The sequence below is a fragment of the uncultured Bradyrhizobium sp. genome (genome assembly GCF_936943645.1).
Lineage (GTDB): Bacteria > Pseudomonadota > Alphaproteobacteria > Rhizobiales > Xanthobacteraceae > Bradyrhizobium.
Genome location: NZ_CAKZJO010000083.1, coordinates 97,783 through 111,314, shown reverse-complemented (window position 1 = coordinate 111,314; position 13,532 = coordinate 97,783). Strand labels below are relative to the sequence as shown.

General features: G+C 65.4%; 16 protein-coding genes. 7 read left to right on the top strand and 9 right to left on the bottom strand.

The window, feature by feature from the left end:
• Positions 1 to 53 precede the first annotated feature (53 nt).
• Positions 54 to 839 (bottom strand): fumarylacetoacetate hydrolase family protein, encoded by a 786-nt coding sequence (locus Q0743_RS23835; RefSeq protein WP_298243920.1) that lies wholly within the window; start codon positions 837 to 839, stop codon positions 54 to 56.
• 14 nt (positions 840 to 853) lie between these two features.
• Positions 854 to 1,465 (bottom strand): TetR/AcrR family transcriptional regulator, encoded by a 612-nt coding sequence (locus Q0743_RS23830; RefSeq protein WP_298243919.1) that lies wholly within the window; start codon positions 1,463 to 1,465, stop codon positions 854 to 856.
• 104 nt (positions 1,466 to 1,569) lie between these two features.
• On the opposite strand from Q0743_RS23830, the gene Q0743_RS23825 reads away from it, so the two are divergent.
• Both Q0743_RS23825 and Q0743_RS23820 read left to right on the top strand, forming a co-directional pair.
• Positions 1,570 to 2,052: a tautomerase enzyme gene (locus Q0743_RS23825; RefSeq protein WP_298243918.1), complete on the top strand. Its 483-nt coding sequence runs from the start codon at positions 1,570 to 1,572 to the stop codon at positions 2,050 to 2,052.
• Positions 2,053 to 2,092: 40 nt separating this feature from the next.
• Positions 2,093 to 2,869 carry a crotonase/enoyl-CoA hydratase family protein gene (locus tag Q0743_RS23820; protein ID WP_298243917.1) on the top strand — a complete coding sequence of 259 codons (777 nt, stop codon included), beginning with the start codon at positions 2,093 to 2,095 and terminating at the stop codon, positions 2,867 to 2,869.
• Here Q0743_RS23820 and Q0743_RS23815 read toward each other — a convergent pair whose 3' ends face one another.
• The gene (locus tag Q0743_RS23815) at positions 2,870 to 3,316 is read right to left on the bottom strand and encodes a DUF1810 domain-containing protein (protein WP_298243916.1); all 447 of its coding nucleotides are present in this window, start codon (positions 3,314 to 3,316) and stop codon (positions 2,870 to 2,872) included.
• A gap of 200 nt (positions 3,317 to 3,516) precedes the next feature.
• Here Q0743_RS23815 and Q0743_RS23810 point away from each other — a divergent pair, with 200 nt between their 5' ends.
• The 3 genes from Q0743_RS23810 (at position 3,517) to Q0743_RS23800 (ending at position 6,040) form a co-directional block, all read left to right on the top strand.
• The gene (locus tag Q0743_RS23810) at positions 3,517 to 4,482 is read left to right on the top strand and encodes a DUF2778 domain-containing protein (RefSeq protein WP_298243972.1); all 966 of its coding nucleotides are present in this window, start codon (positions 3,517 to 3,519) and stop codon (positions 4,480 to 4,482) included.
• Between the two features lie 66 nt (positions 4,483 to 4,548).
• Complete coding sequence (locus Q0743_RS23805) at positions 4,549 to 4,806, top strand: hypothetical protein (protein WP_097660821.1); 258 nt, start codon at positions 4,549 to 4,551, stop codon at positions 4,804 to 4,806.
• 142 nt (positions 4,807 to 4,948) lie between these two features.
• The gene (locus Q0743_RS23800) at positions 4,949 to 6,040 is read left to right on the top strand and encodes a TRAP transporter substrate-binding protein (protein WP_298243915.1); all 1,092 of its coding nucleotides are present in this window, start codon (positions 4,949 to 4,951) and stop codon (positions 6,038 to 6,040) included.
• Positions 6,041 to 6,188: 148 nt separating this feature from the next.
• Here Q0743_RS23800 and Q0743_RS23795 read toward each other — a convergent pair whose 3' ends face one another.
• From Q0743_RS23795 to Q0743_RS23770, 6 genes are all read right to left on the bottom strand, one after another.
• Positions 6,189 to 6,971 carry an ABC transporter ATP-binding protein gene (locus tag Q0743_RS23795; protein ID WP_298243914.1) on the bottom strand — a complete coding sequence of 261 codons (783 nt, stop codon included), beginning with the start codon at positions 6,969 to 6,971 and terminating at the stop codon, positions 6,189 to 6,191.
• On the bottom strand, positions 6,959 to 8,014 hold the full coding sequence (locus tag Q0743_RS23790; protein WP_298243913.1) for a dihydrodipicolinate synthase family protein: 1,056 nt from the start codon (positions 8,012 to 8,014) through the stop codon (positions 6,959 to 6,961). Before Q0743_RS23790 ends, Q0743_RS23795 begins: the two co-directional genes overlap by 13 nt.
• Positions 8,015 to 8,020: 6 nt before the next feature.
• Positions 8,021 to 8,842, bottom strand: a complete 822-nt coding sequence (locus Q0743_RS23785; RefSeq protein WP_298243912.1) for a GNAT family N-acetyltransferase — start codon at positions 8,840 to 8,842, stop codon at positions 8,021 to 8,023.
• Positions 8,829 to 9,866: an NAD(P)-dependent oxidoreductase gene (locus Q0743_RS23780; RefSeq protein ID WP_298243911.1), complete on the bottom strand. Its 1,038-nt coding sequence runs from the start codon at positions 9,864 to 9,866 to the stop codon at positions 8,829 to 8,831. Before Q0743_RS23780 ends, Q0743_RS23785 begins: the two co-directional genes overlap by 14 nt.
• A gap of 26 nt (positions 9,867 to 9,892) precedes the next feature.
• Entirely contained in the window at positions 9,893 to 10,663 is a 771-nt protein-coding gene (locus Q0743_RS23775) for an ABC transporter permease (RefSeq protein WP_298243910.1), read from the bottom strand.
• 104 nt (positions 10,664 to 10,767) lie between these two features.
• Positions 10,768 to 11,415 carry a TetR/AcrR family transcriptional regulator gene (locus tag Q0743_RS23770; protein WP_298243909.1) on the bottom strand — a complete coding sequence of 216 codons (648 nt, stop codon included), beginning with the start codon at positions 11,413 to 11,415 and terminating at the stop codon, positions 10,768 to 10,770.
• 100 nt (positions 11,416 to 11,515) lie between these two features.
• Here Q0743_RS23770 and Q0743_RS23765 point away from each other — a divergent pair, with 100 nt between their 5' ends.
• Positions 11,516 to 12,532 carry an ABC transporter substrate-binding protein gene (locus Q0743_RS23765; RefSeq protein ID WP_298243908.1) on the top strand — a complete coding sequence of 339 codons (1,017 nt, stop codon included), beginning with the start codon at positions 11,516 to 11,518 and terminating at the stop codon, positions 12,530 to 12,532.
• Positions 12,533 to 12,823: 291 nt separating this feature from the next.
• Complete coding sequence (gene minC, locus Q0743_RS23760; RefSeq protein WP_298243907.1) at positions 12,824 to 13,522, top strand: septum site-determining protein MinC; 699 nt, start codon at positions 12,824 to 12,826, stop codon at positions 13,520 to 13,522.
• The last annotated feature ends 10 nt before the right edge of the window (positions 13,523 to 13,532 follow it).

Genomic DNA, 13,532 nt, shown 5'->3' with positions numbered 1-13,532 from the left:
CTAGGATGCCCGTGTTAATCCCGGGTTTACGCTCCAAACCGGCAGAGATCCTCTCAGCTGTAGGTCGCGCTGACCGATCCGAACGGACCATAATCGGCAACGTAGGTTTCACCGGCCTTCGGCCGCAGCATCCCGGTCAGCGTGCCCGTGCTGATCGTCTGGCCAGCCTTGAGACCTATGCCGGTCCGCGACAACTCGTTGGCAAGCCAGGCCAGCGGCAGCAGCGGATGGTCGATCGCCTCCGCAGCGGAACCGCGACGCCTCTCGGCGCCATTGCAATTGAGGATGACGTCCTGATTGGCGATGTCGCGGTTGCGCCAGTCCGCGATGGGCGCCCCGATCACGATCGTGCCGGATCCGGAGCCGTCGGCCATGATCGCCGGCATCGGCGGAAACGCCGCGTCGTGAACGAAGCGGCACTCCGCAAGCTCAATGCCGGGATGCAGCGAGGCGACGGCGTCGCCGACCTCAGCCGCCGTGTACGGCCGCGCGCGCGGCGGCAGGTCGGCGCCGAGGCGCGCCTGGTACTCGACTTCCGGGATCGGACTGCACTGCCTGGCGTGCTCGACGCTGGCCGGCGAAGGCTTGATCAACGGCCCGAACACCCGCCCATAGATCGGCGTGGAGATGCGAAGCTGGCGCTGCAGCCCGGACTTCATGCCGGCGATCTTCCAGCCGACGACATCCCAGCCCAGTTCCTCTTCCACCATCCGTGCGACACGGTATGCCGTGTCCGCATCCGGCGGGACCAGCCGTTCATCGAGGCCGCTTTGCTGTCGGCCGTCGCGGCGCAGTGTGGCGAGATGACGCGCGAGTTCGCGTTGCCGGGATAAGTCCACAGTACGTCTCCAATCTATCCATTGGTGCGGGCGAGGGCGGCGGCGAGAATCGTTTCCAGCTCCGTCTGAACCTGATCGAGTGCATCGGTGCTGCGCTTGGCCCGGCACATCGCGACCGTGCCTTCGATCGAGGCGACGACGAGGGTTGCGAGTCGCTCGGCGCGCTCCTCAGCCAGCCCTTCCCGCAGCAAGGCTGCGCGCATGATCTGCCGCCACTGCGTGAACACACCGTCGGCGAGGTCGAGCAGATGCTGCTGCGCCGCCTCATCGTCCTTGTCGGAGGCCTCTCCGACATAGCGGTCGACGGCGACCGCGAGCACAGGGCATCCGGCCTCGAAGCCGGTCGCCTGCAGCCGGCGGCGCCAGGAGGCGATAAAGGCCCGCAAGCCGTCGATCACACCGCGGTCGCGCATGGCTTTCTCCAGGGGAGTGGCGACTTCTGCGCCGGCGAAGATCACGGCTTCGGCGATCAACTGCCGCTTGCCGTCGGGAAAGTGGTGGCTGATCGAGCCGCGCGGCGTCGCCGTGTGGCGGACCACGTCGCGCATGCTGGTGGCATTGACGCCGCGGCGGCTCATCAAATCGGCGGCGCCGGCGATCATCTTGTCGCGGGTGCTGGAGGTCATCGGAAATCCCGTGGTTGGCGTCCTGATCTAGACTATGACGCTTGACATAGTCAAGTGGCGCTGAAATATGACGTCTGTCATAGTTTATGAAATGGGAGCGCCCGTTGACCATCATCACCGTGACCGCGCCTGCGGGCCGGCTCAGCCTGGCGCAGGGTCGGCGCCTCGCGGAAAGCCTGACCGATGCCGTGCTCGTGCCCGAGATCGGCCAGCAGGTGGCGGCCGCGCGAATGGGGTTTCAGGTCCATTTCCACGAGCTGCCGGCTGACTGCATGGCGATCGGCGGCCAGCTCTTGTCCGATCAAGAGAGCCCGCGCGACATCATCACCGTCAGGATTGCAGTGATGAACGCGGCCTGGCCGGCAGAGGTGCGTGCCGATGTGATCCGCAACGTGCTCGCGCAGCTTGCGGAGGCCTGCGGCATGCAAAGGCCGGCGCCGACCTGGTGGGTCAATTTCGAGATCATCGCCGAGGGAAGCTGGGGCTCGCGCGGCGATGTGCTCTCGATCCTTCAACTGCTTCAGTCCGGCGTGTTCACGCCGGAGCGGATCAAGGCGATCCGCGCGGCGATTTCGCCGTCGGCCTGACGCGCCCCGACATCCAACGATCAACCACGGAGAGACACGCATGAGCGAAGGACAAATCCGCACCGAGACGCACGGCCACGTTCTCAAGATGATCATCGACAATGCCGCGAAGAAGAACGCGTTCACGCCGGCGATGATGGAGCAATTGTCCGATGCGTTGACCGTGCTGCACGACAACGAAGCCTACCGCGCCGGCGTGATTTGCGCTGAGGGCATGGACTTTACGGCAGGTCTCGACATGCCGAAATTCTTCGGACCCGCCGCGGAGAAGCGCAACATCAGGGAAGGCAATGTCGATCCGTTCAGCCTTGCCAAGCGCTGCCGCAAGCCGGTTGTCACCGCCGTGCAAGGCATCGTGTTCACCGTCGGCATCGAGCTGATGCTCGCCGGCGACATCGTGGTGGCTGCCGCGGATGCGCGCTTCTGCCAGATGGAATCCAAACGCGGCATCGCGCCGCTCGGTGGGGCGCATTTCCGCTACCTGTCGCGCGCCGGCTGGGGCGATGCGATGTATCATCTGTTCCTGTGCGACGAATTTTCGGCCGAGCGCGCCCATGCGATCGGCCTCGTCCAGGAGGTCGTTCCGGCAGGCGAGCAGATCGAGCGTGCGATGGCACTTGCCGCCATCATCGCGCGCAACGCCCCGCTCGGCATCCAGGTCACCAAGGAGGCGGCCGCGACATATATCGAGGCCGGCGAGGCGGCAGCGATCGCCTACATCCCGACAATTCGCGAGCGTGTGCTTGGCAGCGCCGATGCGAAGGAAGGCATTCAATCCTTCATCGAGCGGCGCGCAGCCGTGTTCCAGGGACGTTGATCAGCCCGGCGGGGCGCGCCCGCCCAGTTTGGCCAGGATCTCCAGCGTCGCGCTGTCGCGTTCGCCTGCGAAATAGCGGGCGAGCGCCTGGTCGAAAACGGGCTCGTCGGACACCGCGCCGAATAGTGTCATCGACGAGCGGAACTTGGCATCGTCCGGCGCGCCGAGGATCGTGTTGATGCTCCGCCCCTGAACCGCGAGCACGAGCTTGCTGCATTCGATCAGGCGCGCGCCGAGCACGGGGTGGGCGAGATAGGCCGCCGCCTCGGCACGGGAGTCGATGGCGTAGCGCTGCGACATGGCGCTGAAGCCGAGGCCGGCGATCTGCGGGAAGACGAACCACATCCAGTGAGTCTGCTTCCGGCCCCTGGCCAACTCCCCCTGGACGTCGCGATAAACCGGGTTTTGGGCCTGAACGAAGCGTTCCAGGTCGAAAGGATCGGTCATTGGATACCCCAGGGGTGCCTGTTCGGAGGTCGGCGGCCGCGATTATGCCTAACTTTTGGCTCCCAATGTGGTAGCTGGTATAGAGTCTCTGGGTGGGGGTTGGGCCCCCCGGGGGTCGATTTGGGGATCTGATGGTTTCCGACGCAGCACACGCCGAGAGGCTGTTGTCGCGCCGCCGTGTCGGGCGAGCCGAGCGCGTTCTGCTGTCTCTGGCTGCCGTCGCGCTGGCGCTGGGCGCTGCTGCCTGGATCGCTGATATCGGGGGGGCGCAACTGGGCGTTTCGACCCCGCTGGCCTCCGCCGCGCTGCCGCCTGCCAATACCCCCTCCTTTGAAGACCGTTTCGCTTCGGCGTCCGGCAATCCGCCGGCCCGGGACCTTGGCCTCAGGACGCTTGAACGTTCTGCGCTAAGTGCGGTCCAGCTCAAGCTCCGCGACGCCAAGGCGATGCTCGCCCAGAAGCTCCAGGGCGACGACTGGCGTTCGACCTTGACCGATGACGACCGGCACGTGGTTGACGAGACGAGACCCTCGCAACGTGCCGACGCCATCCCGATGCCGCGCTCGCGCCCGGCGCAGGCGGACTTCTCCGCCCAGATCGCCTCGAGCCAGGCCTATGCCGAGACCAACCCCAGGGTCGACAACCGCAACTTCTTCGAAAAATTCACCGACAAGATCAGGCTGGCCTCGCTGACGCCCGGCGACGGCCTGTTCGGCAAGGCGCCGGATCTCGCCGCGCTCGGCTATGATTCGCGCACGGCGGTCTACGACATCAAGGCCAAGGCGCTTTACCTGCCGAGCGGCGTCGCGCTGGAAGCCCATTCCGGCATGGGCGCGCTGATGGACGACCCCGACCATGTCGATCAGCGCATGGTCGGTGCGACCCCGCCCGCGATCTACGATCTGAAGCCGCGCGAAAAGCTGTTCCACGGCATCCGGGCGCTGCGCCTGACGCCGACTGAGGGCACCAGCGCCCTCGGCCGGGTCGGCCTGTTGACCCACAGCTACATGCTGGGCCCGCGCGGCGATTCCAACGGCTGCGTCTCGATCAAGGACTATGATCGTTTCCTCAAGGCCTGGGACAATGGCGAGTTCAACCGTCTTGTCGTGGTGCCGAGCCTGAGCGGAGCGGCGACCGCCTCGCAGCGTGCGAGCACCGACTCCTGATATTTGCCTGTCACGGCGGGGCTGCCGTTTCCCCTTCGTTAAGCCGTCATCGTCCAGAAGCAGCCCATGAGTGATCCATCAAGTTCTGCGACCCCGCTGCGTACGACGTTCAAGATCAAGCTGAACGGTGACACGCTGGCGATCGCGACTGTCGGCCAGGCCTACCAATTCCTCACCAACTTCAAGTCGGTCGAGTGGATGGAATTTCGCTCCCTGCATGATGAAGCCGTCACCGCCCTGGAAGGGGCTGCTGGTAACGCGATGCTGGCGGTGCAGGCCACCAACGCGGTGCGTGCGCTGTTCGTGAGCGCGAAGCTGCTCTGAAGGGCCTTCAGCTCACAGGCTCCCGGCTACGGGCCGTTCTGTCGCATCTTGAACTCTGCTTTAGGAACGGGCAAACGGTCGGCGAAGACCATCGTCGCAAAACCCATATGTTTGAAAACTGAATTCAACGGAGATTGCCATCATGAAACGCCGTACATTCTTGAAGGGCGGTGCAGTCGCTGGCGCGACGACGCTGGTTGCTGCACCTGCGATCGCGCAAAGCGCGCCCGAGATCAAATGGCGCCTGACCTCGAGCTTCCCGAAGTCGCTCGACACCATCTACGGCACGGCGCAGACCTTCGCTAAATATGTTGCTGAGGCCACCGACAACAAATTCCAGATCCAGACCTTTGCCGCCGGCGAGATCGTGCCGGGCCTGCAGGCGCTCGATGCCGTCAGCACCTCATCGGTGGAGATGGCGCAGACCCCGCTCTATTTCTACATCGGCAAGGAGCCGGCGCTGGCCTATGCTACCGGCGCGCCGTTCGGCATGAATCATCGCCACCAGGAATCCTGGTGGCACTTCGGCGGCGGCGCCGATCTCACCAACGAGGCGCTCAAGCCGTTCAAGGCGCACGCGATCCTTTGCGGCAATTCCGGCACCCAGATGGGCGGCTGGTTCCGCAAGGAGATCAAGACCGTCGACGACCTCAAGGGCCTGAAATTCCGCATCGCGGGCATGGGCGGTCATGTGCTGGCCAAGCTCGGCGTCGTGCCGCAGCAGATCGCGGGCGGCGACATCTATCCGGCGCTGGAGAAGGGCACGATCGACGCGGTCGAGTTCGTCGGCCCCTATGACGACGAGAAGCTCGGCTTCCAGAAGGTCGCCAAATATTACTACTTCCCCGGCTGGTGGGAAGGCGGTGCCATGCTGCACATGGTCGTCAACGACGAGAAATGGGCCTCGCTGCCGAAGCACTACCAGGCCATCGTCAACCAGGCCGCATCGGCGGCCGGGGCCTGGATGCTCGAGAAATACGACAGCGTGAATCCGGCCGCGCTGAAACGGCTGATCGCCAATGGCGCGGAGCTGAAGGCATTCCCGCAGCCCGTGCTGGAGGCCTGCTACAACGCGACCCAGGAGCATCTGAACGAGCTCGCCGCCAAGAGCGACCTGTTCAAGCGGACCAAGGAAAGCCACGACGCGTATATGAAGGAATTGCTGTTCTATACGCAGATCGCGGAAAACTTCTACGACAACTACCTGCTCAGCAAGACGCGCAACAAGACCTGAGCGCGAGGAGGGCGCGGTGCCGCGATTGCGTCGCGCTCTCGTAGGGTGGGCAAAGGCGCCTTTGCGCCGTGCCCACCATCTCGTCGTGATCAAGGCAGGTGGTGGGCACGCTGCGCTTTGCCCACCCTACAGGTTGTGAGCAAGTGGCTCAGGCCGCCCCCAAGCCCAGCTTCTCGTAGATCCTTCGCGCATAGGCGCCGAACGCATCCGTCGTCTTGAGCGGCAGATCGCGCGGGAAGGGCAGGTCGATCGGGAAATAGTCGGCCATCTTCGCGGGTCCCGCGGTCAGCACGGCGCAATGCGACGACAGGAACACCGCTTCCTGGATCGAGTGTGTGACGAAGATGATGGTCTTGCCGCTTTCGCGCCAGATCCGCAGCATCTCCAGGTTCATCTGCTCGCGCGTCAGCGCATCCAGCGCGCCGAACGGCTCGTCCATCAGGATCAGCTTGGGATCGTGAATGAAGGCGCGCGCGATGGCGGTGCGCTGCTGCATGCCGCCGGAGAGCTCTCGCGGATATTTCTGCTCGTAGCCGGCAAGCCCGACCAGCTTGAGCAAATCGCGCGCCCGCTCGCGCGCGGCCTTGATCGGCAGTCCCACGATCTCGGCCGGTAGCAGCACGTTGTCGAGGATGGTGCGCCACTTCAGGAGCAGGGCCTGCTGGAACACCATGCCGATGTCGCGGCTCGGATCGAACGTGCTCTGGGCGTTGCCTATCGTCACGGTGCCGCCGTCGGCGCCGTGCAGGCCGGCCAGGATCTTCATCACCGTGGTCTTGCCGCAGCCGGACGGGCCGACCAGCGACACCAGCTCGCCTTCCTGGACGTCCATGGTGACGTCGGACACCGCCAGAAATTCAGCGCCGCCGCTGCGATAGACCTTTCGCACGCCTTGCAGGCTGATGAAGGGATCGGAGCTCATGCCAGCCATTTGCTCAAATTGGCGGCGACGAACGTATCGTCGCTGAGGTCGGCATGCTCGCGATAGACGCGGTCGATCTCCTCGTTCTGGCCGGGGCTGAGGCCCTCGTTCGGGTCGAGGCACCACAAGCCTTTCATCAGGCCCTGGCGCCGCAACACTTCGTGGCAGCCGGCGATGCAGCCGTGAAAATTGTTGGCGACGTCGAAGAAGGCGCTGTTGCAATCGGTGACGCGGGCATCGAGCGCAAGTAGGTCTGCCGGCACGCTGTCCTTGTGCCGCGCCGCCTTGCAGCGCTCGAACTGTTTTATGGCGCTTGCGGTCCACACCGACCAATGGCCGAGCAGGCCGCCCTTGAAATAGGTGCGCGTGGTGACACCCTTGTCGCGAAGGTCGAACGGCAGCATCAGGTCGAGCAGGATGTGATCGTCATTGCCGGTGTAGAGCGCGACACGGTCGAGCGCGCCGGCGGCCGCGACGCCGCGCAGCACATCGAGCGTGCGGTAGCGGTTGAACGGCGCGATCTTGATGGCGACGACATTGTCGATCGCGGCGAAGCGCTGCCAGAAGCGGCTCGACAGCACCACGCCGCCGACGGCCGGCTGGAGATAGAAGCCAACCAGCGGGATTTCGGCCGCCACCACCGTGCAATGCGCGATGATCTCGTCCTCGGAGGCGCTCTTCATCGCAGCGAGGCTGAGCAGCCCGGCGTGATAGCCGATGTCGCGCGCGGTACGGGCCTCCGCGGTTGCCTGTGCGGTCGGGCCCGCAAGGCCCGCGACCATGGCCAGCGGGCGCCTGGTCCAGTTGGCTGCGGTCTCGGCGGCAAGCTCCAGTACCGGACGATAGAGGCCGACATCGCGGATCGCGAACTGCGTCGTGTGAACGCCGACGGCAAGGCCGCCGGAGCCGGCGTCGATGTAATAGCGCGTCAGCGCGCGCTGATGCGTCTTGTCGAGCTGGCGCTCGGCGGTGAGGGCGAGGGGATGGGCCGGCAGAACGGTGCCGTCGGCGATCAGCTTGCGGATGTCGGCATTGATCTGGCTGTGGTGCATGATGTCCTATCCGAATTCGGGGCCGGCGACGGCGAATGGCAGGTCCTCGGCCGTGACGGTGGCGGGCCCGAACCGCATGCGCTGGAACGGCCGCTCGATGGTCCAGCCGGCGGTGGTCAGTCCTTCCAGGAAGGCATGTTGCGATGCGACGGCGTCGAGCAGGAGCGGGCCGGTCTCGGAGCGCATGATCGCCTCGAGCAAGGCCAGTGCTGTCGCGGCATTATCGGCGAGCAGCGGCCCGATATGGCGGGCGGTTCTGCCGTCGCGAACCAGCGCGATGGCACCGTTCGCGGCGACGATGCGCGAGCCGTAGCGCTGTGCGAAGGCTTCGAGGAGGGCGGTCCGATCGAAACCGGTGGCGCGCTGGTCCCGCACGCGCAGCGCTTCCAGGGTCGCGGATGACAATGGCGGCGCTTCGGCTCGCGCAGGCTTCGCCAGCTTCAGGCGGCGCAATTGCAGGGTCGGCGTGAACCCCAATGGCCCGTAGACGGTCGCGCCGTCGGGCGTGGCGTCGAGCCAGCTCGTCAGGCCGTTCTGGCGTGCGGTTTCGAGGCAGGCATCGACGAGGCGCGTGGCGAGGCCGCGGCGGCGGTGCGTGCCTGAGACCAGCACCATGCTGATCCAGGCGTTGTTGCCGGAATAGGGCAGCAGTGCTGCAGTTGCGACCAGCCGCATGCGGTCACGAATGCCGAACACGATGCCGTCGCGCAGGAAGATGCGCCAATCCTCCTCGGTCTGGTTCCAGTGCGCTTCCGTCGACAGCGCGAGCCCCGCGATCGCGTCGTCGGTGCCGAGCTTGAGGATGGGCGCACCGTCAGTAACGGCCATCGCGCACCTCGTATTTGGTGGGCTTGCCGAGGCTCGGCATGGCGCGGGAGACCCAGTCCGCGGTCCAGGCGATCAACTGCTCGGTATCGACGACCGGAAGGCCGAACATCGCGACCGCCTTTGACGTGTCGGTCAGCCACGCCGTCGGCTCCTCCTTGCCCGTCAGCACCGGCGCGCGGCCGAACCTTGCCCCGAACTTCTGGGCGAGATCGCGCACCGCCAGGATCTCGTGGCCGCTGACATTGATCGGCGAGGTCGGCGACGTGCAATGGGCGAGACAGCGCAGCGCCTGCGCCGACGCATCGCCCTGCCAGATGAAATTGACGTGGCCGAGGCTCACGTCGATCGGCGCGCCCGTCAGCACTTTCGTCGCGATGTCGTGCAGCACGCCATAGCGCATGTCGATCGCGTAGTTGAGGCGGAACAGGCGGCCGGGCGTTCCGAACTTGCGCGAAAAATATTCGAACATGCGCTCACGACCGACGCAGGACTGGGCGTATTCACCGGGTGGGTTCGGCGCCATCTCCTCGGTCGAGCCTTTGCCGTCGACGGGGACGAACGGATAGACGCAGCCGGTCGAGAACGCCACGATGCGCGAGGACGGGAAGGCCTGCGCGACCAGCGCCGGCACGTGCGCGTTCATGGCCCAGGTCAGCGACAGATCGCCCTCGGCGCCGAACTTGCGACCGGCCATGAAGACGATGTTGGGCGCCTTCGGCAGCGCCTGAATGGCTGTCTCGTCCATCAGGTCGCAATTGATGGTCTCGACGCCGCGCGCGTGCAGCCAGTCCTTCACGCCGGCCTCGCTGAAGCGGGCGACGCCGAGGACGCGGCGATCCGGCACGGCAGCCTTCGCAAGGCCCGCCAGCGTGGGACCCATCTTGCCGCCGACGCCGAGGATCATGATGTCGCCCTCGACCTTCCCGAGGTCGTCGATCAGGGCCTGCGTTGGCCGGCACAGCAGCTCGTCGAGGGCCGCGATGTCGGGGATGGTCTTCGGCAGGGTCTCGCGGGTAAGCAGCATGGATTGGGTCCTCGGGTCTGCCGTTGTCAGGTCTGTCTGGCGTCGCCGACGACGAACATGCGTTCGAGGGCGAGCACCAGGCCATAGAGAGCGACCCCAAGCAGCGTCAGCAGCACGACCGCCATCACCATCGCGGGCGTGTCGAGTGCCGACTGCACCTGGATCATGAGGTAGCCGAGCCCGCGCTCGGAAGCGATGAACTCCCCGACGATGGCGCCGGCGACGGCCAGGATGGCGCCGACCTTCATGCCGGAGAACACGTAAGGTAGCGATCCCGGCAGCTGGATCTTGCGGAACAGCGTCCAGCGCGAGCCGCGCAGCGATTTGACGAGATCGAGCAGATCGGGCTCGACCTCGCGCAGGCCGCGCGCGGTGGTGAGCAGGATCGGGAAGAAGCAGATGCTGAAGGCGATCAGGATGTTCGGCACGATGCCGTAGGAGAACCAGACGATGAAGAGCGGGCCGAGCGCGACTTTCGGGATCATGTTCAGCGTCACGAACAGCGGCAGCAGCACGAGGCTGAGCAGCGGTGCCCAGCTGAAGATCACCGCCAGCGCCACCCCGACGAAGGCGCCGAGCGCGAAGCCGCCGAGGATCTCGACCGCCGTCACCAGCGTGTTGGCGCCCCAGGCGTAGCTCGCGGTCCCCAGGGTCTGCACGGTCGCCAGCGGGGAGGGCAGGATGAATTTCGGCACGTGGAAGGCATCGACCGCGACCTGCCAGAGCACGAGCACGGCGAGGTGCACGACCAGGATGATCGCAAAGCTGCGCCAGCCGCGTGCCTTGTCTGCTGCCACCGATTGCTCCCTGTTGGCGCGGCCGCGATGCCGCAAAATTGTCAGCCCAAGCAGTCAGTCGCAAGCCTAGCCGTCCTCGGGGAAACTTTCAACCAGTTGGTTGATTAGGGCCGGAGCGACTGCAGCACCAGGTCGGCGACATGCCGGCGGCGGGCGCGGCGTGCGGTGCGGCTCGACAGGTCCTTGCCGAAGATCGCCGACAGCGTCGGGGTGTTGGAGAAGAAGAAATAGCTGAGGCCCGCAATGGAGATATAGAGCTGGACCGGATCGATCCCCTTGCGGAACATGCCCGCGCGCACGCCTTCGTTGAGGATGTGGGAGACGCTCTTCACCAGGGGGGAATGCATCGCCTCCAGCCGCGTCGAGCCGCGGACATGGCGGGCGCCGCCGCGGTTCTCGTCGTTCAAAAGCACGATGAAATCAGGGTTGGCGGCCAGATGGTCGAACGAAGCCTCGATCAGCCGGCGGATCGCCTTCTCCGGCGGCAGGCCTTCGAGATTGAGCTTGCGCTCCTGCTCGCGGATGTCCTCATAGACCCATTCGAGCACGGCGAGGTAGAGCGCGTCCTTGTCGCCGAAATAGTGGTAGACGAGCTGCTTGTTGACGCCCGCGCGCTCGGCGATCTCGTCGACGCGGGCGCCGGCAAAGCCGTGCCGGGCGAACTCCTGGCGGGCCGCGGTGAGCAGTTTCTTGCGGGTGGCGACGGGGTCGCGCCGCTGCGGCACGGTGTCGCCAGATCGTTTTGCGGGCATTTCCAACCAAACAGTTGACAAGTGGAGGGCGGGCTTGTTGCATTGGTATCCTCACAGGGACAGAGCGACAAGCCGGGTCGCTGGCATGAGGAGAGATGCGATGAAGCGTTTGCAGGCGGCGGGCTCGGCCCTGGTCTTGTCTCTGGTGCTCGGCGTGGCCGCGGTGCCCGCGCAGGCGGGAGAGGCCGTCAACCTGATCCTGAACTGGACGCCGACGGCCGATCACTCGCCCTATTATTACGCCAAGGCGCAAGGCTGGTACGAGAAGGCCGGCATCGACCTCACCATCGAGACAGGCAAGGGCTCGGGCGTCTCTGCCGCCAAGGTCGGCTCCGGCGGCTCGCCCTTCGGCGTCGCCGATCTCGCCACCATGCTGGTGGCCAAGAGCAAGGGCGCCGACACGGTCGCGGTGATGAGCGTCTACGCCAATACCGGACAGACCTTCTACTGGCTGAAGAGCTATGGCGTGAACGGCGTCAAGGATTTCGCCGGCCACAAGATCGGCAATCCGCCCGGGGACGCCTCGCGCGTGATGTGGCCGGCCTTCGCCAAGGCCGCAGGGCTCGCGCCCGACTCCGTCGGCTTCGTCAATGTCGGTCCGACCGCGAAGATCGCGGCGCTGAAGAGTCACACCGTCGACATCATCAGCGACTTCTACAACGAGCACGATCTGAAGGTGATCGAGTTCGGCCAGGATCTCGGCTACGTCAACTGGAAGGACATCGGGCTCAATCCTTACGGCAACTCGCTGATCGTCAACGGCGCCTATCTTCAGAAGAATCCGAAGGTGGTCGAGGAGTTCGTGCGCGTCACGCAGAAGGCCTTTGCGGCCTGCGTCGCCGACGCCACGCCGTGCCTGAAGGCGCTGCTCGACCAGGTCTCCGGCCTCGACAAGGAAAACCAGGAGCGCCAGTGGGAGCGCATCAAGTTCCTGATGACGGACGAGTTCACGACGACCAAGGGTCTCGGCTGGATCGATGGCGAGCGGATGAAGAAGGACTATGAGCTGGTCCAGACCTATCTCGGCATGGAGAAGCCGTTCGATGTGAGCACGGCGTTCACGACCAAGATGCTGGATCCCGCGATCAAGATGGATGCGAGCAAGGTGAAGAAGTAGGGGACTCTCTACCCGTCGTTGCGAGCGATACTTTAGCGTTCGTCACCCTGGGGTGGCCGCTTCTTCAGCGGCCCTCGAAGGGCGACAGCCCCGCTCTTGCCGTGGCTGCATCCGGGCCGTCCATCCTTCGAGGCTCCCGGCGCGGTGCAATGCACCGCGCCACTCGCACCTCGGGATGACGGGGATGGGTGGGCCGGCCCACTCCCACGTAATCCCACGGAGAATTAACCGGCCGTTAACCATATCCGCCGCATCGTTAACCATTCAATAACAGGGAACGAGTCGGCCGCTATGGAGGCTGCAGTCAAACCTCAACGCCAAATGGTGCGCCTGCGCGGGCGCTCCTATGTGGCCTTCGTGTTTACGCCGACGGTTCCGGTCCAGGACTGGCTGCACGAGATCGACGCCACCATCGCGCGCTCGCCGGGGTTCTTTGCCGGCCGCCCGGTGGTGATCGATTTGTCCTCGGTCGATCTCAGCCAGTCCGGCATCGGCCACCTGCTCACCAGCCTGCAGGACCGCAACATCCGCGTGCTCGGCATCGAGGGCGTGGAGGAGGCGAGGCTGACCCCCATGATGCCCCCGCTGCTGTCCGGCGGGCGCAGCTGCGTGGTCGAGCCGAGCGCACCGAAGAAGCCTGAACAGAAGTCCGAGACCAAGCCGACCTCGCTGCTGCTGGAAAACCCGGTGCGCTCGGGCCAGACCGTGATCTTCCCGGAAGGCGACGTCACCATCCTCGGCTCGGTCGGGTCCGGCGCGGAAGTCGTCGCCGGCGGCTCGATCCACATCTATGGCGCCTTGCGCGGCCGCGCCATGGCGGGTGTGAACGGTCACACCAGCGCACGCATCTATTGCCAGAAGATCGAGGCCGAACTGCTTGCGATCGATGGGTTTTACCAGACCGCCGACGATATCGACGCCGCGCTTCGCGGCCGGCCCGCGCAGGCCTTCCTGCAGGGCAACACCATGCGAATTACCGCGCTGAACTGACCAGAAGGAG